General features: G+C 64.7%; 20 protein-coding genes and 3 pseudogenes. 11 read left to right on the top strand and 12 right to left on the bottom strand.

Annotation, left to right across the window (positions count from 1 at the left end):
- Together FGX59_RS29660 and FGX59_RS29655 are read left to right on the top strand one after the other, a co-directional pair.
- The coding region (locus FGX59_RS29660) for an ATP-binding protein (protein ID WP_171060885.1) at positions 1–478 on the top strand (478 nt) is incomplete at its 5' end.
- 983 nt (positions 479–1,461) lie between these two features.
- Positions 1,462–1,815: pseudogene (locus FGX59_RS29655) on the top strand (sigma factor-like helix-turn-helix DNA-binding protein); the annotation flags it as partial.
- 100 nt (positions 1,816–1,915) lie between these two features.
- Here FGX59_RS29655 and FGX59_RS29650 read toward each other — a convergent pair.
- The 6 genes and pseudogenes from FGX59_RS29650 to FGX59_RS29625 all read right to left on the bottom strand — a co-directional run.
- Positions 1,916–2,089: pseudogene (locus tag FGX59_RS29650) on the bottom strand (IS256 family transposase); the annotation flags it as partial.
- A gap of 139 nt (positions 2,090–2,228) precedes the next feature.
- Complete coding sequence (nirD, locus tag FGX59_RS29645; protein WP_138471177.1) at positions 2,229–2,555, bottom strand: nitrite reductase small subunit NirD; 327 nt, start codon at positions 2,553–2,555, stop codon at positions 2,229–2,231.
- Positions 2,552–4,993, bottom strand: coding sequence for a nitrite reductase large subunit NirB (nirB, locus tag FGX59_RS29640; RefSeq protein WP_138471175.1), 2,442 nt, complete (start codon positions 4,991–4,993; stop codon positions 2,552–2,554). The genes nirD and nirB overlap by 4 nt, the downstream gene beginning before the upstream one ends.
- Positions 4,994–5,077: 84 nt before the next feature.
- Positions 5,078–5,563: a 6,7-dimethyl-8-ribityllumazine synthase gene (locus FGX59_RS29635; RefSeq protein WP_138471173.1), complete on the bottom strand. Its 486-nt coding sequence runs from the start codon at positions 5,561–5,563 to the stop codon at positions 5,078–5,080.
- A gap of 9 nt (positions 5,564–5,572) precedes the next feature.
- Positions 5,573–6,085: a flavin reductase gene (locus tag FGX59_RS29630; protein WP_206078470.1), complete on the bottom strand. Its 513-nt coding sequence runs from the start codon at positions 6,083–6,085 to the stop codon at positions 5,573–5,575.
- A gap of 62 nt (positions 6,086–6,147) precedes the next feature.
- Entirely contained in the window at positions 6,148–7,518 is a 1,371-nt protein-coding gene (locus tag FGX59_RS29625; RefSeq protein ID WP_370296383.1) for an LLM class flavin-dependent oxidoreductase, read from the bottom strand.
- 358 nt (positions 7,519–7,876) lie between these two features.
- Between FGX59_RS29625 and FGX59_RS29620 the strand changes: the two genes are divergently transcribed.
- On the top strand, positions 7,877–8,842 hold the full coding sequence (locus tag FGX59_RS29620) for a helix-turn-helix domain-containing protein (protein WP_138471169.1): 966 nt from the start codon (positions 7,877–7,879) through the stop codon (positions 8,840–8,842).
- Positions 8,843–8,933: 91 nt separating this feature from the next.
- Here the strand turns inward: FGX59_RS29620 and FGX59_RS29615 are convergent, their stop codons facing one another.
- The 5 genes and pseudogenes from FGX59_RS29615 to FGX59_RS29590 form a co-directional block, all read right to left on the bottom strand.
- On the bottom strand, positions 8,934–10,181 hold the full coding sequence (locus FGX59_RS29615; RefSeq protein WP_138471167.1) for an acyl-CoA dehydrogenase family protein: 1,248 nt from the start codon (positions 10,179–10,181) through the stop codon (positions 8,934–8,936).
- Between the two features lie 118 nt (positions 10,182–10,299).
- The gene (locus FGX59_RS29610; RefSeq protein WP_138471165.1) at positions 10,300–11,271 is read right to left on the bottom strand and encodes a helix-turn-helix domain-containing protein; all 972 of its coding nucleotides are present in this window, start codon (positions 11,269–11,271) and stop codon (positions 10,300–10,302) included.
- A 338-nt stretch (positions 11,272–11,609) separates the two neighbouring features.
- Positions 11,610–11,858, bottom strand: a pseudogene (locus FGX59_RS29605) (transposase); the annotation flags it as partial.
- A 434-nt stretch (positions 11,859–12,292) separates the two neighbouring features.
- Entirely contained in the window at positions 12,293–13,168 is an 876-nt protein-coding gene (locus FGX59_RS29595) for an MBL fold metallo-hydrolase (protein WP_138471163.1), read from the bottom strand.
- Positions 13,169–13,188: 20 nt separating this feature from the next.
- Positions 13,189–13,734 (bottom strand): cysteine hydrolase family protein, encoded by a 546-nt coding sequence (locus FGX59_RS29590; RefSeq protein ID WP_138471161.1) that lies wholly within the window; start codon positions 13,732–13,734, stop codon positions 13,189–13,191.
- Between the two features lie 102 nt (positions 13,735–13,836).
- Between FGX59_RS29590 and FGX59_RS29585 the strand changes: the two genes are divergently transcribed.
- Positions 13,837–14,769, top strand: a complete 933-nt coding sequence (locus tag FGX59_RS29585; RefSeq protein WP_138471159.1) for a GlxA family transcriptional regulator — start codon at positions 13,837–13,839, stop codon at positions 14,767–14,769.
- Between the two features lie 667 nt (positions 14,770–15,436).
- Positions 15,437–15,565, top strand: a complete 129-nt coding sequence (locus FGX59_RS29580) for an SEL1-like repeat protein (RefSeq protein ID WP_138471157.1) — start codon at positions 15,437–15,439, stop codon at positions 15,563–15,565.
- 3 nt (positions 15,566–15,568) lie between these two features.
- Here the strand turns inward: FGX59_RS29580 and FGX59_RS29575 are convergent, their stop codons facing one another.
- Positions 15,569–16,213, bottom strand: a complete 645-nt coding sequence (locus FGX59_RS29575; RefSeq protein ID WP_138471155.1) for a TetR/AcrR family transcriptional regulator — start codon at positions 16,211–16,213, stop codon at positions 15,569–15,571.
- A 364-nt stretch (positions 16,214–16,577) separates the two neighbouring features.
- Between FGX59_RS29575 and FGX59_RS29570 the strand changes: the two genes are divergently transcribed.
- The 6 genes from FGX59_RS29570 (at position 16,578) to FGX59_RS29545 (ending at position 22,944) form a co-directional block, all read left to right on the top strand.
- The gene (locus tag FGX59_RS29570; protein WP_138471152.1) at positions 16,578–18,239 is read left to right on the top strand and encodes a bifunctional 3-(3-hydroxy-phenyl)propionate/3-hydroxycinnamic acid hydroxylase; all 1,662 of its coding nucleotides are present in this window, start codon (positions 16,578–16,580) and stop codon (positions 18,237–18,239) included.
- Positions 18,240–18,242: 3 nt separating this feature from the next.
- Complete coding sequence (locus FGX59_RS29565; RefSeq protein WP_138471150.1) at positions 18,243–19,307, top strand: maleylacetate reductase; 1,065 nt, start codon at positions 18,243–18,245, stop codon at positions 19,305–19,307.
- 62 nt (positions 19,308–19,369) lie between these two features.
- A complete protein-coding gene (locus tag FGX59_RS29560) occupies positions 19,370–20,638 on the top strand; it encodes an ABC transporter substrate-binding protein (protein WP_138471148.1) in 1,269 nt (422 codons plus the stop codon).
- A gap of 17 nt (positions 20,639–20,655) precedes the next feature.
- Complete coding sequence (locus FGX59_RS29555) at positions 20,656–21,375, top strand: ABC transporter ATP-binding protein (protein ID WP_138471146.1); 720 nt, start codon at positions 20,656–20,658, stop codon at positions 21,373–21,375.
- On the top strand, positions 21,372–22,094 hold the full coding sequence (locus tag FGX59_RS29550; RefSeq protein WP_138471143.1) for an ABC transporter ATP-binding protein: 723 nt from the start codon (positions 21,372–21,374) through the stop codon (positions 22,092–22,094). The genes FGX59_RS29555 and FGX59_RS29550 overlap by 4 nt, the downstream gene beginning before the upstream one ends.
- Positions 22,081–22,944, top strand: a complete 864-nt coding sequence (locus FGX59_RS29545) for a branched-chain amino acid ABC transporter permease (protein ID WP_138471141.1) — start codon at positions 22,081–22,083, stop codon at positions 22,942–22,944. Before FGX59_RS29550 ends, FGX59_RS29545 begins: the two co-directional genes overlap by 14 nt.
- The last annotated feature ends 2 nt before the right edge of the window (positions 22,945–22,946 follow it).

Below are 22,946 nucleotides of genomic sequence, written 5' to 3'. Positions count from 1 at the left end.
ATCCGAACCTCAGATCCCGGAAAGCGGGCAGTCTGTCGTTGGCTTGTGCGGCGTCGGCAAGACCTGGCTTGCCTGCGCGCTCGGCCAGGGGGCATGCCGTGACGGGAAGAGCGTTCTCTACCACCGGCTGCCGCGCCTTTTCGCCGAGCTCGAGCTGGCCCATGGCGACGGCCGCTTTCCCCGGCTGTTCCGCCAGCTCGTCCGCACCGACGTGCTGATCCTCGACGACTGGGGCCCCGACCGCCTGACGGCCGGGCAGCGGCGGGACCTCATGGAAATCGTCGAGGACCGATACGGCACCGGCTCCACTGTCATCACCAGCCAGCTGCCGGTCGAGGCCTGGCACGACGTCGTCGACGAGCCCACCTTCGCCGACGCCATCCTCGACCGGCTCGTTCACAATGCCCACCGCCTGGCGCTAGACGGCCCGTCGCTGCGCAAGACCCGCGGCGCGGGCGCGGAAGGGGAAACATCGTGACCGGCGCCCAGCCCGCCGCCACGCGCGACGCCGCGCCAGCGTCATGGGGCGCGCACGGCGACGCGCGCGGCTGCCGTTTCGCTGGAGCTGAAACGCTTGACCGGTTCCGCTCTAGGCGACATCAAGAAGAAGAGCTCAGCGGCTGTCTTCCGGGGTGACCGGATGTGTCGGAACCGCTGACCGGATGTCGCTGGAACGAGCGACCGGATGCTCCGGAATCCGCACGCAAGCGTTCAGACGACTTGCGCCTCGCCTGCTATCTGGTCGACAACTTGATTCCTGCTGCCGAAGCGCAGGTTCTTGTCGGCTGATGCAGACTACACGACACAGCTTGATTTGGGGTGGCGGCGATCGGCGAAAGGGAGTCTCCTGACGGACTCGACCTCACCAAAGGAACGGCCCGTTGAATATCCGCGCTCTCGCCGATCTATAGCGCGTCAATCTGGATCGAGGTGCGCGACAATCAGGGGGCTGTTGGTGATTGTCGCGTAGGCAGCGGGCCTTCCCCTCCTTCGCTTCTTCTCGAGCGCAGACCTGCGGCGCTAGCTCTCAATCGGTCCCGTCCGGAAATGGGATCTGCCGGAATCTGGGTCTGGTCTGGATGGGCACAGCGGCCAGGGCCGCTCCGACAGGCATCCGGTCCTCTTCTTGGTCGTTGAAGATCGGACAACTTGACCACCGTCACCGCCAGCTGCACGGAGTAAAATCCGCGCACGATTTGGGGGAAGCTACGGCCGGGCTCCGCCCGCCTTCCGCTTCCCCCAAATCGTCATCTTCGATGTCGCTGAGTAGTCACCTGCAATGTCGCGCCGCAACCGGCGTCGAGACCGACTATTTCAGCACCCTGCTCTCATGATTGCGTGTTCCAGATGATCGTGGGCGCAGATTCCACTGGATGATGGGCAGCCATTCCAGCTGATCGTGGGCAGGCCAGGCCGACAGTCTGAAGCTACGGTGCGCCTCATCTTGAGCGAGGGAGCCAAATGCCAACGGAACGACTGTCGATGCGCCGGATATGGGATGTACTGCGACTGAAGCATGCCCAGGGGCTGAGCGAACGGGCGATCGCCACGTCGCTCGGGCTGGGAAAGGGAACTGTCGGGGCCTATCTCGGGCGGGCCCGGAAGGCCGGGCTGGGCTGGCCGCTGCCGGAGGCGCTGTCCGACGACGACCTCGAGCTCCTCCTGTTTCCGGCAGCGCCCTCGGTGCCGGACCCCCAACGGCCAGTGCCGGACTGGGCCCTTGTCGACAGGGAGCTGCGCCGTCCCGGCGTGGCGCGGGCCCTGCTCTGGGAGGAGTACCGCGCCGCTCATCCTCTGGGTTTTGGCTATGCTTGGTTGTCTAATCGCTAAGCCGTCGTCAAGCCCGTAGAGGTCGTGTCGCGAATGTGGTAGAAATGCCGAGCGGCGTGCTCCGGGCATGTAAAATTGGCTCCGTTCAGGCGGCGAGGTCAAGAGCCATGGGTTCGAGGGGCTGGGAGAGGGTTTCCCAGCCGTCTACCTTGCGCATCTGGATCTGCCCGGAGGCCAGCAGCGCCCAGAGCAGCATCGGCACGGTCTCCGCGCAAGGCAGCACGTTCTGGGTCTTGATGCGCCACTTGCGCTGGAATTCCTGAGGCTCGGCGCCGGGTCATCCGGGGCAACCCTCGCATGCAGAATGCCGCGGGAGAGGCCGCCGGCCCAGTCGGCTCACCCCGCGATCATGAGGTCTAGTTGGGGGAGGGCGTCTGCATAGCGACAAGCAGGCTGGCTCATTTTGCAACGGGAGCAACAGATCGGCCAACGTCCAGGAAGACACGACCGTCGTCAATCCTGGCCGGATAGGTCGGAACTGTTCCGTCAGCCGTGGCGCCGCTGGTGAGGTCCACGGCGAGGTTGTGAAGTGGGCAGCTCACTGAGTGGCCATGCACGATGCCCTCAGATAACGGTCCGCCCTTGTGCGGGCAACGGTTGTCGAGAGCGAAGACCTGGTCGTCAAGAGTGCGGAACACCGCGATGCAGCCCTGCGCGGTGCGCACGATGCGGGCGCCGCGAACGGGGATGTCGCCTAGCTTGCCGACTTCCGTCCACGCACTCATGTTCCCGTTTCCTGCTTCAATTCGCTCATGACGTCCCATTTTTCCCGTGCCTCCGCTGTCGTGTGCTCTGCCCATGGATCCTTCCGATAGACCGACTGGGAGATTTCGAACCGTTCCGCCAGAGCTTTCCTGCTGGCGAGGTCCTCGACCACCCTGGCCCGGATCCAGTCAAGTCCAACTTGTCCCGCCCATTTGTATGGCCGGTGAAGGTATCGGGCATTCTCCCGGTAGAGCTGCACGAAGGCGGCAGCGATCTCCAGGGCCTCCGCTTCGGTCGCCACCTTTGCCAGCGGCTCTGTTTCCTTCACTTCCATGCCCGCCGCCCCGGCGACGCCGATCTCGTAGCCGCTGTCGACGCAGATGATGCCGATATCCTTGCACGTGGCCTCGGCGCAGTTCCTGGGGCAGCCGGACACTGCCAGCTTGACCTTGTGAGGCGTCCAGGATCCCCAGAGCAGCTTTTCGAGCTTTATGCCGAGCCCGGTGGAATCCTGCGTGCCGAAACGGCAGAACTCGGACCCGACACAGGTCTTCACCGTGCGCAGCCCCTTGGAATACGCGTGGCCCGACACGAGTCCCGCCGCGTTCAGATCCGCCCAGATCCGGGGCAGGTCGGCTTTCTCCACCCCCAGAAGGTCGATGCGCTGCCCGCCGGTGACCTTGACCATCGACACGCCGTAAGTCTCGGCAGCATCGGCGATGGCGCGGAGCTCTGCGGGAGTCGTGATCCCGCCCCACATCCGTGGCACAACCGAATAGGTGCCGTCTTTCTGGATGTTGGCGTGGTTCCGCTCGTTGACGAAACGGGACTGGGGATCGTCGCGGTACTCCAGCGGCCAGGCCGCCAGCAGGTAGAAGTTCAGGGCCGGACGGCAGGCAGAACAGCCGCATGACGTATTCCAGCCGCATTCCTGCATTACTGCAGGCATCGATTTGAGGCTGCGGCTGACGATCAGCCGGCGCACATCCTCGTGTGTCAGCGGCGTGCAGGGGCACATGGTCTCCTTCTCGGCGGCGTAGACGTCTCCGAGCGTCGATTTCAGGAGCTTCTCCACAAGTCCGGTGCAGCTGCCGCAGGAGGCCGAGGCCTTGGTGGCAGCCTGGATGCGAGGGATGGTCCCTGCACCTGCCCTGATGGCCGAGACGATATCGCCCTTGCACACACCGTTGCAGCCGCAGATTTCGGCTTCGGGGGGCAGGGCGGCAACTGCAGCCAAAGGGTCGCCGACCATCCCTGCCTGGTGCGCAGGACCGAAAATCACCGTCTCGCGCATTCCGGAAATGTCGGCTCGATCCTTCATGAGCCCGTGGAACCAGGGGCCGTCCGCGGTGTCGCCATACAGGACGATGCCGATGATGCGGTCATCCCTGAGGACGAGGCGCTTGTACACGCCCCGGCCGGGATCGCGGAAGACGATTTCTTCGCGCCCCTCTCCGGCGTCGAAGTCGCCGGCCGAGTAAAGGTCGCAGCCTGTCACCTTGAGCTTGGCCGCGACGTCCTTCGGAGCGAAACGCTGGCTCTGACCCGCCAGCGTCGCCGCGGCGACCTGCGCCTGGTCATAGAGCGGCGCGACGAGACCGAAGACCGCACCGTCATGCTCGACGCATTCGCCGAGCGCGAGGATGTCGGGATCGGAGGTGACCATGCGGTCATCGACTACGACGCCGCGGTTGACCTCCAGTCCCGCTGCGGTCCCAAGGGATGTGTTTGGCCGGATGCCCGTGGCCATTACCAGAAGATCGCAGGAGAGCTCCGTGCCGTCGTCCAGCCGCAGGGCCCGGACGCGGCCGTCGCAGCCCAGGATCTCCTCGGATCGGGCGCCGCAGAGGATCCGGATGCCACGCGCGGTCAGCGCCTTCTGAAGGAGGTAGGCAGCGCTTTCGTCCAGCTGGCGCTCCATCAGATGGTTCATGATGTGCACGACCGTGACATCCATGCCCCGCATCCGCATTCCCGCGGCGGCCTCGAGTCCGAGGAGGCCGCCGCCGATCACCACCGCCCTTGCCTCCGCCTGTGCCGCCTCGCGGATCATGCGATTTGTATCTTCCAGGTCCCGGTAGGCAATGACGCCGTCCAGATCCTTTCCGGGCAGCGGAAGAATGAACGGGTCCGAGCCCGTGCCGAGGATGAGCTTGTCGTAGGGCACTTCGCCCTTCTCTCCGACAACGACACGCCGTTCGCGGTCGATGGCAGTCACCCGCTCTCCGAACCGGCACTTGATGCCATGGCGGCGGTACCACGTTTCATCGTGCGTGACGATTTCCTCGTAGGTTCTTTCCCCCGAGAGCACGGGCGACAGCATGAGGCGGTTGTAGTTTCCGCGCGGCTCGGCGTTGAAGAGCGTGATCTCCCAGTCCCCGGGCCGAGTTTCCAGGATGTGTTCCAAGGCGCGGCCTGAGGCCATGCCGGCTCCGATGACGACAAGTTTCCCGGTCATGATGTCCTTCTGCGTCTTTCGGTCAATTGGCCTGCCGATCGTGCGGCCTGCCGGAGGGTGCATTTGTCCGGCAGGGTGGCCAGATCAGGAAGCGAGCTTCGCCTGGCCAGCATCCAACTGGCCGCCGGACGCGCCAATCTCGTCATGCGCTTGCAGGATGCCCGCTACGGCAGCGGCCGCCTCCTCTCCCTTGATCAGGAAATGGTCCAGGAAGAAGCGCGTCATGGGTTCGGCTTCCTGGAAATTGTGCGGCGTCAGGGAAACGGTGAGGACTGGGACATCGGTTTCCAGTCCGACCTGCATCAGCCCGCTGACGACGGCCTGAGAGACAAATTCGTTGTGATAGATGCCGCCGTTGACGACGAAGGCCGCGCAGACGATGGCATCGTACCTGCCCGTCCGGGCCATCCGGCGAGCAGCCAGGGGCAGCTCGAAGGCACCAGGGACCGTGAACACCCGGATGGCGGCTCCGGGCATGGCGCGGGAGAACCCGGTCAGGGCCTGATCGACGATATCGGCGTGCCAGGACGCCTTGATGAAGCCAATTCTGGGGGAGTTACGGTCGGACATTTGCAAACCTCATGTTTCCGGGTTTGGGACAGGCACCAGGGTGCGGTCGAGATAGATCAGCGGCAGGACAGCGTCGTTCGCGCAAGCCTCGAGCACATCGCAGAGAAAGATGGTGTGCGTGCCAGCCGGGAAGCTGTCGGCGATCGCGCAGGAAAAGGTGGCACAGGCTCCCGCGAGGACCGGCTGGCCCCTGGAATCCGGTTGCCAGTCCGGACTGTCGAAGCGGTTCTCCTGGGCTATCTTCCCTCCGAATGCGCGGGCAGCGCCGGAATGCGCCTGGGCGAGCACATTGAGCGCCAGACGCTGGTTGCCTGTGATTGCCGGATGGGAAGAGGCGGAGGTGTTCACGCAGACGAGGAGCCGGGGCGGGTTCTCGCTGACGGAGCATGCGGCTGTCACGGTCATCCCGGCGCGGCCTGCGGGTCCGTCGGTCGTCACGATCTTTACCGCGGCGGCTGTCCGGGCCATCGCGTCGCGAAAGGATTGCCGGTGATCCGGTCTGGACGAGTTCACGATTGTCATGGGGGAATGGTCCGGTGTGGGGTAGGAAAGGCGGCACCGTGGGACCGGTGCCGCAGGCGGGATCACTCCGCCGCTGTCTGCGCAACCGCCGCCAGGTTCCGGAAGGCTGCGCCCCGGTGCGTTGCGGGCAGGCGGGCGGACTTGCCGAACAGCTTCCGGCGCAACGGCCCCTCGGCATAGTCGCGCTGAGCGAGGCCGCGTTCCTGCAGGACGGGTGTCACATGGTCGATGAAGTCGACATAGGTCGCGGGGTGAAGCTGGCATATCATGTTCACGCCGCTGACCCCGGCATCCTGCCACAGCTCCAGCTCGTCGGCGATGCTTTCCGGCGTGCCGACGATGCGGCAATTGTAGGACAGGGCGTTTGCCACTTCCTTCACCGTCGCCTTCTCGCCGCTTTGCTTTCCGATCTCGATCATGCGGGCATAGCCCTGCAGGCCGTCGAGTCCGGATTCATCCACCGGCTGGTCAGGGTCCAGATGCGAGAGGTCGACGCCCATGTCGCGGCTGACATGCGCCGCCAGGCCTTCGTAGCTGACCCATTCATCGATCTCCGCGGCCTTCCGCTGAGCTTCTTCCATCGTGCTGCCAACCACGAAGGACAGGCCCTGGATGAATTTCAGGTCATCCGGGTCGCGGCCGTTCTGCCGGGCGATCTCCCTGGTTTTGTCGATCCCGATGCGGGCGCCGCCGACATTCGGATAGAGGACGAATGTCCCCTCGGCATGCTGGGCGGCAAAGCGGCTGCCGCGGGGCGAGGCCCCGGCCTGGTAGAGCATCGGCGTGCGCTGCGGGCTGGGGCTGACCAGATGCGGGCCCTGGACCCTGTAGCGGCTTCCGGCATGGTTGATGCGGTGAACCTTGGTGTGATCGCTGTAGATGCCGCTCTTGCGGTCTGCAAGAAGCGCATCGTCTTCCCAGGACCCTTCCCAGAGCTTGTAGAGGACTTCCATGTACTCGTCCGCCCAGTCGTAGCGCTGGTCATGGGGGACAATCGACTCATGTCCGAAGTTGCGGGCCGCGTTTTCGGTGACGCTGGTGACGATATTCCAGCCGATGCGGCCGCCGCTGATATGGTCGAGCGTCGAGACCTTTTTGGCGAAGGAGAAGGGGTGCTCGGAGAGGATCGAACTGGTGAAGACGAAGCCCAGGTTCCGCGTGACGGCAGCCAGAGCGGTGCAGAGCGTGAACGTGTCGTTGCAGGGCATGTGCAGGCCCTGCTCGAAATAGGCGTCCCACTTGCCGTCATAGGCCGGATCGATGCCCAGGATGTCGGCAAAAAACATCGCGTCGAACTTGCCTTCCTCGAGCTTGCGCGCCAAGCCGGACCAGGTCTCGAAGCTGTTGAAATCCGCGAGCTGGTTCTCGGGGTGGCGCCAGGTCCCGTGATAGATATGGGAAGGCACATTCATCGTGAAACAGTTGAAGATCATGCGATCGCGCATTGGCGTTTCCTGTCATCCTGCTGGTTCGTTTCTGTCCCATGCAGGCTAGCGCGGCCCCTGGCGGCCAGTCTTGGACCAGAGGGAACACTTACTTGTCCGAGAGTGCACTGCCATTGCTGCGCTCAGCCGGGGCTTCCCTGAGACCTTCAGCCGCGCCGGAGGCAGCTGCCGGCTCCTGACCGATTGCGTCGGAAACCGAATGCGCCAATTTCGTGTGCGAAACGCCGCGGGATCGGTCAGCATGTGACCGGTCGGAAGGCTGGCAGGACGACGCGGGACGGCTGCACTTCACGCGCCGGGGATGCGGATCATATCTTCGGCGCCGAATGCAGCCGACGAGAGATCCATGCCCAGCTGGAACGCAGACCGTCTTCCGCAGAAAGACCGCTTCCCCTACTGGCGCGAAGTGCTCTGCCAGAACTATACTTCGCTGCAGCCGATCAGCGAGCAGAGCGACGGCTTTCGGGGAATGGTGCGATCGGCGCCGCTCAGTGAGCTCAACGTCACCACGATCGCATCGGGCCGACAGAAGATCTATCGGCGCCGTCACGAGATCCGGAAAGATTGCGATGCAGTCTACTTCCTGAATCTGCAGCTTCGAGGGCAGAGCCGGATGGTGCAGTTCGGGCGGGACGCGCTGCTGCAGCCCGGAGATTTCTCTCTTGTGGATTCCACTGAGCCCTACCTGGTGGACTATTGCAGCGACGATTGGGAACAGCACTCGTTCCGCATCCCGGGAGCTCTCCTGGGAACTGTCCTCGGTGGCGCAGAGCAGAGGATGGCAATCCGCTACGGGTCGGAATCTCCGCTCAATTCTGTTGCTGTGTCATTTCTGTGTTCCATTGCGACGTTGGCGGAGGACCTGTCTTCAGCCGATATCGCGCTTTCGAACCAGATCGTAAATCTGGTTGGCCTCGCGCTAGCCTCGCCCAGCGGTGACGTGGCCGGTTCCGAAGGAGACCTGCGCGAATGCCTGGCGCAATCGATCCTGGACTACATTTCGGCCAATGCCCAGGATCCAGACCTGACACCGTCCAAGGCGGCGCAGCGTTTCCGGATTTCGGTGCGATATGTGCACAAGGTGCTGGAAGGCAGCGGAACGACTTTCGGCAAGTCGCTGCTTGAGCGGCGCCTTGAATTTTGTGCCGAAAGCTTGCTCCGGGACACGAGCGCCACGATAGGGTCAATCGCATTCCGCTGGGGTTTCGGTGACCTGTCGCATTTCAGCAGGTCCTTCCGCGCGAAATACGGCATGAGCCCGACCGAGTACCGGATGGAAGGGCGCGAGAAACCGAGAGCATCCCCAAAATGACAATGATCGGGGCCGCTCGGCCCCGATCTGAAGTTGGCAGAAATAGCTTGTCCGTTCGTACAGGCTCGCCCCAAGGCAAGGCCGTGCAATTTCAATATCGCGCAAACGGCGCTGTGAGCGGATCATAGCTCGGGTCTCTGATGATGCCATGCAGCTGGCGACGTCGCGCACCCATGTTGCCACCATCGTAGAGCGGAAAACAGAGGGCATCGTTCATCAAGTCCATCAGCGGATGGGATTTCTGGTAGCTGTCGACGCCGACAATCTTCATTGCGTCGTAGACAACTTCGACGCAGGTTTCCGAGGTGAAGACCTTCGTCATCACCGCCAACTCCTGCTCTTTTCCGCGAGACAAGTCGAATTGCTGGCACGCCTTCCAGGTCATGTAGCGGCAGGCCTCTATCTTCATCTTCATGTCCGCAAACTTGTAGCCGATGACTGGGTAGTCGATGACCGGGTGCGGCCCGGAACGCGTGTCCCGGCACGCCCAGTCACGAGCGATCTCGAAGGCGGAGCGCATGACGCCGACGCAGGCCGCGCCGATCAGAGCTGCCGTCCAGGCAAAGTTCTGCGTCACCATTGCCACGCCGTCGCCCGGCCTGCCGAGGATATTCGACGCAGGCACACGCACATTGTCGAAGTGGATGCGCGGCGCGATCGAGGCCTTGTGTCCGGTCGGCTCCAGGATCCCGTCCACGCTGATGCCCGGTGTCGCACCCGGCACCATGATGATTGCGAGCGAGTCCCCGGCGCCCTTCGACGGATCGGTGCGGCAGACGACGGCGAACAGGTGGCACCCCTTTCCGTCCCAGCCCGAACCGTTCGTCGTATAGTGCTTCTTTCCGTTGATGACCCACTCGTCGCCCTCGAGCCGGGCAAAAGTCTGGACCCCGCAGGACGGATCCGGGGAATCGAAGTTGGCGCCGCCCACGGTGTCGGTGAAGGCCAGGGCCGCAAGCCTTGTGCCGTCCTCGATGAAGTCGGGCAGGAACCGTTTCTTCTGCTCTTCCGTACCAAACCAGATCAGCGGCTTGGTGCCCAGGCCGGTTCCCAGGAGGGTTCCCGCAAGGCTGACATCTTGGGTGCAGAATTCCTCTGCAGCCAGCGCGAAATCGAGGGTCGAGACGTCGCTGCCACCAAATTCCTTCGGGAACAGGCCGTTCACGAGCCCTGCCTCTACTGCTGCCTTGTGGTGCGGCCGAGTTGCCTGGAAGCGCTCTGCGGGGTCGCTGATGGCATTGACGAGCGGCCGGATGTCTTTCATGACATTGGTCGCAAAGCTGCGTGCAGCTGCCTGGAGAGCGAGTTGGTTTTCGCTGAGTTGGAAGTCGATTGGCATTGTAACCTTCCTGTCTTCTGTTTTGGTTTCGTGAAGACATCGTGGAAGTTCGCCCGTGTCCGGTCTTGGATCACGGGGACGAATAACTGTGCAATTCGTGCCAACTGCCGCAGGATGGTCAGGAGCGCCCGTGCGGAGCGGTTTGCGCCGCCATGCGATACGCGCGGGGGGAGAGCCCGAATTCCCTCCGGAAATGACGATTGAAGCCGGACAGGTCCCCGAACCCGGCGGCATAGGCAATGCGGGACACCGGGGCATCTGGATCGGTGCAAAGCGCAGTTGCGCATCTGGCCAGCCTGCGAGCCGCTATTTCTCGGGCGAAGCTGCGTTCTTGCTGCTCAAAGAGGCGGTGCAGATAGCGTGGGGATATCCGAAACCGGGCGCAGACGCTCTCAACTCCGAGCCCGGGATCCGAGAGATTTCTTTCGATATACAAGTTGATTGAATGCAGTAGACCTTCCCGGCGCGATGCTGCAGTTGTTTCGCCAGCGTCGGTTCTTGCGCCAAATGCTAGTGCAACAATGTCCGTCGCCATGCGTTCGAACGACGGGGCGGTTTCCTGAGGAATGTTTTCGGCCCGGCGCGCCAGGCCGATCAGGAAATCCGCAGCTATGTCGCCTGCGGCTGTCTGGCGGCAGAAGGGAAGAGCGATGAAGTCACGCGATCTTGGCAGGACTGGCTGCAACAGTTCTTTTGGGAAACGGAAGGAAAATGTCCGGATTTTGCTCGCGGTGTCGCGATAGTCCAGCGAGTACGGCTCGGTCGAATCGACGATGTAGAACTCTCCAGGTCTTACAAGCGCCTCGCGACCGCAATGCTTGACCCGGACATCGCCGGATACTTGCATGTTCACGAAATAGCATTCCACCGGCATCTGCGCAATTTCGTGTTTCGTGCGGTGGACCGAATGGTTGTCAGTCACCTGCTCGCAGACATTTACTTTGCCGACGAGATCGGCCGAGACCTTTCCGCTGAATTTTCCGGACCCATCGTGGCGCGGATCGAGTGAAACGAAGGCGGCGCAGACCACTTCTCTCCAGAAACCGAACTGCTTTTCCGCGACCTGTTCTTCAGTGTTCCATTTCGGCATTTCGGCAACTTGATCCGGGCATATGAGATTCAATATGCAGGGAACGCGACCGGCACTGGGGGCTAGTTGTCAATCCTGCCGGTCGGCCATTCATGGAACCGGGAAGTGCAGTTCAGGTGTCCGCCCGTATCCGCCGAAATATCCGGCAACACGCCCGCACATTGGACGTCCAGAGATCGCACAGCGCTGAGGCTTTGTTGCGCAAGTCGGCGTCAGAACGTATGCGTTCCAGACGATCGTGGCCGCAGATTCCACGGGATGATGGGCAGCCATTCCAGCTGATCGTGGGTTTCCTGGATGACGGCCATCAGAGCCTTCTCGGCGGTCCTGCGTGGCTACAGGAAGCTAGGAAGGTAGCTGCCCTTCCGGAGCTTCGGGATCTCCAGTGCTATCCGCCCGGCCCGGGTGTCCCAGTCCCTTTCCCGGTATCCGTTGCGCTGGACCTCGCGCAGCGGCGAGCGGCTTCCCTTCGCCACGCCCGTTCTAAGTTCGACTTCCATCTCCATGATGCGCTCGGCAGCATAGGCCAGCATCTCGCGCACGAGATCGCCATCGGCGCGCTGTTCAATCAGCTCGAGCAGCGCCATTCTCTCGTCGGTCTTCGTCAACTCCGTATCGGTTCCAGGCTTCGCAACCCGAACCTTTTCCGAAGAATGGCGATGACCACCAGCGTCACCCCCGGCCGCGCGCTGCGCTACGCCGAAGGCTCCGCGCGCGGCCTCCTACACCAAGCGACGGGACACGATCTAAAATTGCTGTGGTCCGCCAATCGGGCGAGAAGTTTCCGTTACATGGCGGATGCAAATGATTGCGGCTAGCAAGGCCTAGGCGAGATCGCGTTCACCCGTACAGGGGCCAGTTCCAGGGCAAGTCCGCGCGTCAGCGCCTCAAGCGCGGCGTTGATCGACACATGCCAGTCTTGGAGCTCTCGGGCGCAGCGCAAGGCGCAACGTTCGCATCAGCGGCAGGGGGCAGCCGAAAGACTGGCCGCACCCTATGCAGATGCGGCCAGATCGTTGCTTCAGATCAGAACGATCTCGCCGTCGCCTGGCGTGCGAAGCATGTCCGCAAATCCTTGTTCTTGTGCAAACGAGCGGAGCTCGGCGCGCGTCAGCACGCAGTGATTAACCGCCTCCATGTGCGATGCGATCAGCAGCGTGTCTGGCGATGCCTGATGGACGGCCCGGACATCTGCCGTCCCCATGATGATGCCGCTGTCGAGCCCCTCGATCATGGCGTACCCGGCGTTCAGAATTGCAACCTCCGGCCGATGCACTGCCAGGACCCGGGCCACGTCGTCGTTCCAGATCGTGTCGCCCGCAAGGTAGACGGTCTTTTCCTCAGGATGGGCAAGTACCACGCCGCACACTTGGCCGAGAATGTCGCCGATGGCCTGGTAAGCGGCATCGGAGCCGTGGCGGCCGCCCGTCTTGATGAGGCGGACGCCGCCGAACTCGGTTGTCGCGGAGAGCACCCGGACATCGGCAAAGCCCTGGCTGCGGATGACCTCCGCATCAGCATCGTTTTGGGTGAAAACCGGAAGCGATTTCGGCAGGGTTTCCCTTGCAGTCTCGTCCCAGTGGTCTTCGTGCAGATGGGTGACGATCACGGCGTCGACATCGAGAATGTCGGCCATCGGCAGGGGCAGGTGAACGAGAGGGTTGCGTTCTTCACTGTTGACGGTGCCGGCGAAGCCTGGCCAGCTTTGCCGGGAGGAGAGCATCGGGTCGACCAGGAAGCGCACGCCGCCATAGGAAACGCGCAGCGTCGCGTTGCGGATCTGGGTAATCGTCGCGCCCGCCGGAGGCGTAGCCGGGCTCTGTGCGGAAGCATAGGTGCCAAGTCCTGCCGCGAATGCGGCTCCGGAGAGCGCGAGCAGGTTTCTGCGGGTCGTCATGGCTTTCTCTCTCCTCCCGGTCAGCGGGCCAAGAAGTCTTCGGTCGAGATGACCTCGCCATAGTAAAAGCCGAAGGACCACATCATCGCGGCATGGACATGGGCGGCAGGCGCGGCGATGCCGCCGAACTCCAGGTCGCGTGTCGCGCAGGCATCGTGGACGGTGACGGTGCGGTATCCGAAATCATTGGCGGCCCGGACGGTCGCATCCACGCACATGTGGCTCATGGCGCCGATGACCACGACCTCCGCGATCCCCGCCTCGTCCAGCAATTCCTTCAGCCCGGTGTCGCGGAAGGAATTGGGAAAGTGCTTGGTCACGACCGGCTCATCGTTGGCCGGGGCGACTGTCGCATGGATCTCGGCTCCCTTGCTGCCGGGAGCGAAAACCGGCGCCCCCTCGGGCATTTCATGACGGACATGAACGACCAGATCGCCGGTTTGGCGGGCGTGATCGATGACACGGGCTGCATTGGCGGCAGCAGCCTCGATGTTCTCGAGGGCGAAGCCGCCATCGGGCCAGTATTCGTTCTGCAGATCGACGACAACGACAGCACGTGCGGGCATGGTTCCAACCTTTCATGAACCAGTTTCGTTGACTTCAATCTGGCTCGGGGCAATACAAAGCACGATTGGCGAAATCGACAGAATCAGGGGCAATATCGTCAAATGGATGAAGTTCGCATCGGCATAGTCCTGTATCCGGGAGTGCAGCGGTCGGCGGCAATGGGGCTCGAGGACCTGTTCGCGATCGCAGCCCGGGTCGCCGCCGAGGCAGACCACCAGGGAGCACAGATCCACGTCCAACTACTGGAAGGCGTACCCGAGGAGGCTGCACGTAACGGAAAGACCTGCGACGTCCTGATCCTGCCTCCGTCCCTGGAACCGCCAATCGCGCCCGATGCGGCGGCGCCTCTGGCGCGCTGGCTGCGCGCACGCCACGCCGAGGGCGCGGTGGTGGCGTCGATCTGCGGTGGCGCGTTCGTTCTGGGCGAGTCAGGGCTGCTGGATGGCAGGACAGTCACGACGCACTGGGCCTATGAGGAAGCTTTCTGCGATCGCTTCCCTGATGCCGTTCTTGATATCGACCGGCTCCTGATCGACGGCGGTGACATCCTCTCGGCAGGCGGGCTCATGGCCTGGACCGATCTGGGCCTCAGGCTTGTCGAAAGATATCTCGGTCCGGTGGTAATGGCGCAGACTGCGCGGATGCTGCTGATCGATCCTCCAGGACGCGAGCAGCGCTACTACAGCGGCTTCGCTCCCAGGCTCTCCCACGGCGACGCCGCCATCCTGAATGCGCAGCATTTCCTGCATGAGGGCAGCGGCAGGGAGGCCCGCCTCGCGGTGCTGGCGGATCTGGCCGGACTGGAGGTGCGCACTTTCCTGCGCCGCTTCCAGCGGGCCACCGGCATGACCGCGACCGACTATGCCCAGCGTCTGCGCATCACGAAAGCGCAAGAGCTCCTCCAATTCGGCCGCCTCCCGGTAGAGCGCGTCGCCTGGGAGGTCGGCTATTCCGACCCCGGCGCTTTCCGCAAGGTCTTCCGCAGGATTGTCGGGCTGACCCCGGGCGAGTACCGACAACGGTTTCATGCGTAGTAACTTGAGCAGGGACCTTATAGCCTCGGCGAAGCTTTGTCGTCCGACGAGGTTCTATGCTGCGGACGGTATTGCCATGCAATTGATCTGGGGGCTCACCTCTCCGACCTGAATTCGTGTAGCCCAAATGGGCAGTAGGCGCGGTGTCAGGTTCGGAAAACTGAAATGGATTATCTGCCAATTGGCAAGCAGCAACCCGCCGCTAGGAACGAGCCATCGAGCATGATCCGCCCAACTTCAAGGCACACCGGATAGGTGCGTCCCTCGTTGGTGCCCTGCGTTTCACCAGTGTTGAGCGGTGGGCGACAACCATCTTGTCCAGCGCCGTCGCGCTGCAGCCGCTGCCCGCGCAGGGTTCAGCGAACGCACTGCCCGCCGCCTCGAGGCGGATCCCTGCCATCCTTCACAGCGCCCGCCCGCCCGCGGCCGCGCCGGGTCCTGATCGGTCAACAGTTGTGGCAACGCGATTGTCCTACACTTGGCGGCTGGAGTGTACCTCTCGGGCTGGACCACGGGTTTCCATCGAGAACTGAACCGCCTTCAGACTATGCTGCCCGGTTCATGCGGCGGTCAATGTCCGTCATTTCTCCTTCGTGGTTCTTGATGCCTCGGAACTGGTCTTGAAACGGTAGCTGTGGTTGCCGGTCTCCAGGACGGTGTGACTGGCATGGCGTCGCTCTACAAGGCCGGTCAGGGCGTACCTGCCGATCCGGCGAAGGCGCTGGCGCTCTACCGCCAGACGGCGGCACTGGGGAATGAACGGACGGCTGCGACGCTGGTGCAGCTCGGCGGCTGAGTCTCAGCCTGCTTCGGGCTGAAGCTCGGGGCGGGGGCGCGTGGCCAGATCCGTCGCCGCTGCGAGGTCGAGCCCGGTCATGCACAGGAGCCGGACCACCACGTCGGTGATCCGGGGCTCCTCGATCTCGCCTGCGGTGATCGACAGGCTGACGCCGATGATCGCGTGGCAGGCGAGCCGCCAGACCAGCTCCGCATCCTCCGCCTGGAAGCGGCCCGCGGCGCTGGCCTGTTTCAAGTCGCGGATCGCATAGGGCCCCATCCGGCGGTACATCGCGTCGGCCAGCACCTCCGAACGGTTCAGCAGCTGCCGCCAGCGGATGTCCCGCGTCGCAGTCTCCAGGACGGTGCGGATCCCGAAGGCATAGACCTGCGCGGGATCCTCGAACGTGTCGGTCACCTGCTCGATCCTCAGTGACAGCGAGGACATCATCTCCTCCAGCACGGCGACGGCCAGTTCGTCCTTCGACTTGAAGTAGTTGTAGACCGTGCCCGCGCCGACATCGGCGCGCTCGGCGATCTCCAGCATCGTCGCCCCGTCGATGCCCTTCTCGGACATGATTGCCCGTGCGGAGCGGATCAGCGCCTCGCGATTGCGGCGCTGGCGTCGGGCGACGCGGCCCTCGGGTTCCGGTTGGGTGACAGTCATGTCCGGCTCTCCTGCTGGTCCGACCCTAGTGGCGAAACATGCCATTCGCAAGTGAACGGATTCAAGGATGACGAACAGTTCTCTGGTGAGTCGCGTTCTTCATCGCTGAAACTCCGCTCCTGAGAGTCGCGCGTCCTTGATCCAGATCAGCCGAAGCTTCGCCACGCAGAAGTTGGTAATCATTTGAAATCAGCATATTACGGGAATTTTCCGAAACTAAGAACATGGATCACATATGGCGAAAACTCAAACTTGACGAACGTTCATATTTGGATTTACGGTGAGCGCATACCAGCCATGGCCTGCACGAAGGGCTCGGCCGGGAGGAGAACAGGGGCCGGGACGGTCCAGGGGAGTGATCGACATGACAGTCAGCACGAGCGGCGCGGGCCTGGGTCCGGCGCCTTACGATACCGATGTGGCCATTGTCGGGGCGGGGCCGGTGGGCACCTTCCTGGCGATCATGCTGGGCAAGCGCGGCAAGCGCGTCACGCTGATCGAGCGCTGGACAGAAGCCTACGGCCGCCCGCGCGCCGTCACTTTCGACCACGAGATTGCGCGCATCCTGGCGCTTCTGGGCATCGACAGCGAGAACGACCCGGCGATCAATTACCATGACGAGCTGTATTACTGGCGCGATGCCAAGGGCGAGAACCTGCAGATCGTCGACTGGCAGTCGACCTCGGCTTCGGGCTGGCGGGTGCGCTACTGGTTCAACCAGCCCGAGCTGGAGACGCGCCTGACCGGCATCGCCGACAAGTGCCCGACCATCACCCAGATCCGCGGCTGCGAGGCCTGCGGGCTGGAGCAGGACGCGGTTTCGGCCACGCTTACCCTGCGCCGCAACCCCGAGGAGGACCCGGCGGCGACCGGCACTCGGACGCTCCGCGCGCGCTTCGTCATCGGTGCGGACGGCGCCAACAGCTTCGTGCGCGAGAGCCTCGGGCTGGAGAACGAGGACAAGGGCTATTTCTTCGACTGGCTGATCCTCGACATGCTGCCGAAGTTCGATTACGTCGCCTCGCGCCCGCATGAACCGGCCCAGTGGCAGCTCTGCGATCCGAAGCGGCCGACCACCATCGTTCCGGGCGGGCCGGGACCGGAAGGCAAGGGCTTCTCGCGTCGGCGCTGGGAATACATGGTGCTGCCCGGCGAGGATCCGGTCGAGCTGCAGACCCCCGCCGCTGCCTGGCGCCTTCTTGAGCCCTGGGGCCTCACCCCGGAGAATTCCAAGCTGGAACGCTCGGCCGTTTACCGCTTCCAGGCTCGCTGGGCGAAGGACTGGAACAAGGGCCGCTGCGCCATCGCGGGCGACGCCGCCCATCTGATGCCGCCCTTTGCGGGCGAGGGGATGTGCGCGGGGCTGCGCGACGCCTTCGCGCTGGCCTGGCGCCTCAACGGGATCATCGAGGGCAAGTACGGGCTCGAGGTGATGGACAGCTACACCACCGAGCGCAAGGAGCACGCCAGGCACTACATTGATTTCAGCCAGGAACTGGGCAAGATCATCTGCATTGCCGACCCGGAGGAAGCGGCGAAGCGCGATGCGCAGATGAAGGCCGATCTGGCCGCGCGCGGCAACGTGCCGGTGCCGACCGATGTCTGCCAACTCGGCCCGGGGGCCTGGGTCTCCGAATCCGCGCATGCGGGCGAGCTGTCGGTGCAGGGCGTGGTCGAGGCCAACGGGCTGCGCGACCGCTTCGATCAGGCGATGGGCGCAGGCTGGATGGTGCTGGGGCTCGGCGCAGATCCGGCCGAAGCGCTGGGGCCGGAGCGGCTGGCGCAGCTCGCCGCGCTCGAAGGCCGGACGGTCTGCCTGGGCCAGCCGGGCATGGTTTGCGACGCGGTCGATGCCGAGGGCACCTATGCGGCCTGGCTCGACGGACTTGGCGCGACCTATGTGCTGCTGCGCCCGGATTTCTACGTGGCGGCGACGGCGGCGGATGCGGATGCGCTGCGCCGGGGCTTCGACACGGTGATGGCGCGGCTGGCGGTTCCGGCGCGGGCCGAGGCGGCGGTGGCCTGATCCATGTCTGATCTCACTCCGTTCCAGTTTTCCATCAATCCCGGCCGGGTCGTGTTCGGACCCGGCAGTTCCGGGCAGACTGCCGACGAGATCCGGGGACTCGGGCTCGCCCGGGTCCTGGTCCTCGCCACGCCCTTCCAGAAGCGCCAGGCCGAGGATCTCTCCGCGGCGCTCGGGCCCCTCTCCGCCGGGGTGTTCGCGGAGGCGGCCATGCACACGCCGGTCGATGTCACCGACCGCGCGATGGCGGCCTACGAGGCCTCGGGCGCCGAGGGCGTGCTGGCCCTGGGCGGCGGCTCGACCATCGGTCTGGGCAAGGCGATCGCCCATCGCAACGGCGCGCCGCAGATCGTCGTGGCCACGACCTATGCCGGATCGGAGGTGACGCCGATCCTCGGCCAGACCGAGAACGGCATCAAGACCACGGTGCGCGGCCCGGGCATCCTGCCCGAGGTGGTGATCTACGATCCCGACCTGACGCTGGGCCTGCCGGTGGCGATGAGCGTCGCCTCCGGGCTGAACGCGATGGCCCATGCGGTCGAGGGGCTCTATGCGCAGGACCGCAACCCGGTCTCCTCTCTGCAGGCGGTCGAGGGCATACGGGCGCTGCGCGACGCGCTTCCCGTGATCGTGCAGGAGCCGGAAGACCGAGGCGCGCGGGGCGAGGCGCTGTATGGCGCGTGGCTCTGCGGCACGGTCCTTGGCACCGTCGGCATGTCGCTGCATCACAAGCTCTGCCACGTGCTCGGCGGCAGCTTCGATCTGCCCCATGCCGAGACCCATGCAATCATGCTGCCGCATACCGCGGCCTTCAACGAGGTGGCCGCGAAAGAGGCACTGGCCCCGGCGGCGGCGCTCTTCGGCGGGTCGCTGGGCGGCGGCCTCCATGATTTCGCCGGGTCCATCGGAGCGCCGCAGGCGCTGAAGGATCTGGGGCTGGAGGAGGCGAGCCTCGAGCGCGCCACCGAGATCGCCACGAAGAACCCGTACTGGAACCCGCGCCCGGTCGAGGCGGAGGGGATCCGGGCGCTCCTGCAGCGGGCGTGGGAGGGGTCGCGGCCGGAGTGACGGCAGCCTGAACCAACGACAGGGAGTCTGCCCGGCGTGGTCCGGGTACAAGGGAGGAAACGATGATCGACAGAAGAACGCTGCTGAAAGGCGGCGCCGTCTCGGCGGCTGCCGCAACCCTGGGTCTTCCCGCCTATGCGCGGGGCGGCCCCATCCGGATCGGATATGTCAGCCCCGGGTCCGGCCCGCTCTCGGCCTTTTCCGAGGCGGATGACTTCATGGTCGCGCAGTTCCTGAAGGCAGCGGAGGCGCAGGGACTGGCGGTCGAGGTGACGGTGAAGGACAGCCAGTCCAACCCCAACCGTGCCGCCGAGGTGGCGCGCGAGCTGATCACCCGCGACGAGGTGAACCTGCTGCTCGTGGCCTCGACGCCCGAGACCACCAATCCGGTCTGCTCGATCGCGGAGAGCGAGGAGATCCCGGTGATTTCCTCGGTCGCGCCTTGGCAGCCCTGGTTCATCGGCCAGCAGGGCAATCCGGGCGATCCCGGCAGCTGGCAGGAGTTCGACTATGCGTACCACTTCTTCTGGGGGCTCGAGGACAATGTCGGCGCCTTCCTGCGGATGTGGGAGAGCCTCGAGACCAACCGCAAGGTCGGCGCGCTCTGGCCCAACGACGGCGACGGCAATGCCTGGGCATCGGATGTCGGCCTGCCCGCTGCGGCCGCGGCGGCCGGGTTCCAGGTGACCGATGCCGGCCGCTACCAGAACCTGTCCGACGATTTCTCCGCCCAGATCGGCGCCTTCAAGCGCGAGGGCTGCGAGATCATGACCGGCATACCGATCCCGCCGGATTTCACCACGTTCTGGACCCAGGCGCGGCAGCAGGGCTATGCGCCGAAGATCGTCTCCATCGCCAAGGCGCTCCTGTTCCCGGAATCCGTCGAGGCGCTCGGCGATCTGGGACACAACCTGAGCTGCGAACTCTACTGGTCCCCGGCCTTCCCCTACGCCTCCTCGCTGACCGGCGAGAGCGCGAAGGAGCTGGCCGCCGCCTTCGAGGACGCCGCCGGGCGGCAATGGACCCAGCCGGTGGGCTTTACCCATGCGCTTTTCGAGCTGGCCGCCGACGCGCTGAAGCGCTGCGACGATCCGACGGACGGCGACGCGCTGGCCGAGACCATCGCGGCGACCAGCCTCGACACCGTGGTCGGCAATGTCGGCTGGGGCACGGACAACCTGCCGGACTTCGCGCGGAAGAACGTCGCCAAGACGCCGCTTGTCGGCGGCCAGTGGCGGCGCGAGGATGACGGGCGGTTCGAGCTGGTCATCGTCGAGAACGGCAACGCGCCCGAGATCCCGCTCGGCGGCACGCTCGAGCCGATCGGCTGAGGGACAGGGAAACGCGCATGTCCATTCTCAGCCTGAACTCCGTGTCGAAGAGCTTCGGCGCGCTGAAGGTGACGGATGACGTCTCCTTCGACCTGGCGCCCGGAGAGGCGCTTGGCATCATTGGTCCGAATGGGGCGGGCAAGTCCACCCTGTTCAACCTGATCTCCGGCAATCTCCGCCCCGACCAGGGGGCGGTGCTGCTCGACGGCCATGACGTGACCGGCGAGACCCCGATGCAGCGCTGCCGTCGCGGCATCGGACGGTCCTTCCAGATCCCGCAGCCCTTCGGCCATCTTTCGGTCTACGAAAATTTGCTGGTCGCCGCGGAATTCGGCGGCCGGGTGCCCGGGCACGACGCGCCGGGCTTGTGCATGGACATCCTCGGCCGCTGCGGACTGGCCGCTCAGGCCACCGCACCGGCGGGCAGCCTGCCGCTTCTGAGCCGCAAGCGGCTCGAGCTGGCCCGCGCGATGGCGACGCAGCCGCGGGTGATCCTGCTCGACGAGATCGCCGGCGGGCTGACCGAAGGCGAATGCGTGGCGCTGGTCTCGACCATCCGGCGCATCCATGACGAGGGCACGGCGATCATCTGGATCGAGCATGTGCTGCATGCGCTGACCTCGGTGGTCGAACGGCTGATGGTGCTGAATTTCGGCCGGATGCTGATGCTCGGGGAGCCGGACGGGGTCATGGCCGCTCCGGAGGTGAAGGAAATCTACCTGGGGATCGAGGCATGAGCGCGCCGCTGCTATCCGTCCGCGGCCTGACCGCGTTCTACGGCGATTTCCAGGCGCTCTTCGGCGTCGATCTGGACCTCGCCCGCGGCGGCTGCGTCGCCATCATCGGAGCCAATGGCGCGGGAAAGACCACGCTTATGCGCACGATCTGCGGCATTGCCCGCGCCGGGCAGGGGGAAATCCTGCTCGACGGCGCACCGATCCACGGACTGCCCGCACCCGAGGTGCTGCGCCGGGGCGTCGCCATGGTGCCCGAGGGGCGCAAGCTCTTTCCGTCGCTCAGCGTCGAGGAGAACCTGCAAATCGGCGCGCATGAGCGCCGGGGCAACGGCGCCTGGACGCTGGAGACCATCTACGATCTTTTCCCGGTGCTGAGGGAGCGCCGCCGCAATCCCGGCACCGCGCTCTCGGGCGGGCAGCAGCAGATGGTCGCCATCGGCCGGGCGCTGATGTCGAACCCCGAAGTGCTGCTCTGCGACGAGATCAGCCTCGGCCTCGCGCCGGTGGTGATCCGCGACATCTATGCCGCCGTGCCGCGCATCCGCGAGGCCGGGACCGCCATCCTCGTGGTCGAGCAGGACATCGGCCAGGCGCTGAAGATCGCCGATCATGTCCATTGCATGATGGAGGGCCGGGTGACGCTGTCGGGCCGCCCGTCCGAGCTTTCCCGCGAGGCCATCCATGACGCCTATTTCGGAGTGACCCATGATCTGGCTTGACACGCTTGCGCAGGGCATCCTGCTGGGCGGGCTCTACGCGCTCTTCGCCGCCGGGCTCAGCCTCGTCTTCGGCATCATGCGGCTGGTGAACCTCGCCCATGGCGACCTGATCGTGCTGGGTGCCTACGTGATCCTCGTCATGGTCTCTGTCACCGGGCTGAATCCGTTCCTCGCGGCGACGCTGGCGCTGCCGGTGATGTTCGGCTTCGGGATGCTCTTGCAGACGCATCTGTTCAACCGGGTGCTGGGCGAGGACATCCTGCCGCCCCTTCTGGTGACCTTCGGCCTGTCGGTGGTGCTGCAGAACGTCCTTCTGGAGACCTTCTCGGCCGACAGCCAGAAGCTGTCGATGGGTCCTGTCGAGGCCGTCGGCGTGCCGCTCGGCCCGGTGACGCTGGGGCTGGTGCCGCTGGCCACGCTGGGCTGTGCCGTCGCGGTGATCGCGGCGCTGAACCTGCTCTTCTACCGCACCAAGCTGGGCCGTGCCTTCCGCGCGACCTCGGATGACGCGACCACGGTGCAGCTGATGGGCATCTATCCGGCGCGGATCTTCTCGGTGGCGACCGGCATCGCGCTCATGGTGGCAACGCTGGCGGCGCTCTATCTCGGCGCGCGGGCGAATTTCGATCCGACCATCGGTCCGGCGCGGCTGCTCTACGCCTTCGAGGCCGTCATCATCGGCGGGCTCGGCAGCCTCTGGGGGACGCTTGCGGGCGGACTGGTGATCGGCGTGGCCCAGGCAACCGGCGCCGCGATCCGCCCGGAATGGCAGATCCTCGCCGGTCACGCCGCCTTCGTCGCGGTGCTGCTCTTCCGTCCGCGCGGGCTGTTCCCGCGGGCCAATGACTGAGG

The sequence above is a fragment of the Poseidonocella sp. HB161398 genome, from assembly GCF_005870025.1.
Lineage (GTDB): Bacteria > Pseudomonadota > Alphaproteobacteria > Rhodobacterales > Rhodobacteraceae > Mangrovicoccus.
This window is presented reverse-complemented; position numbering and strand designations above follow the sequence as displayed.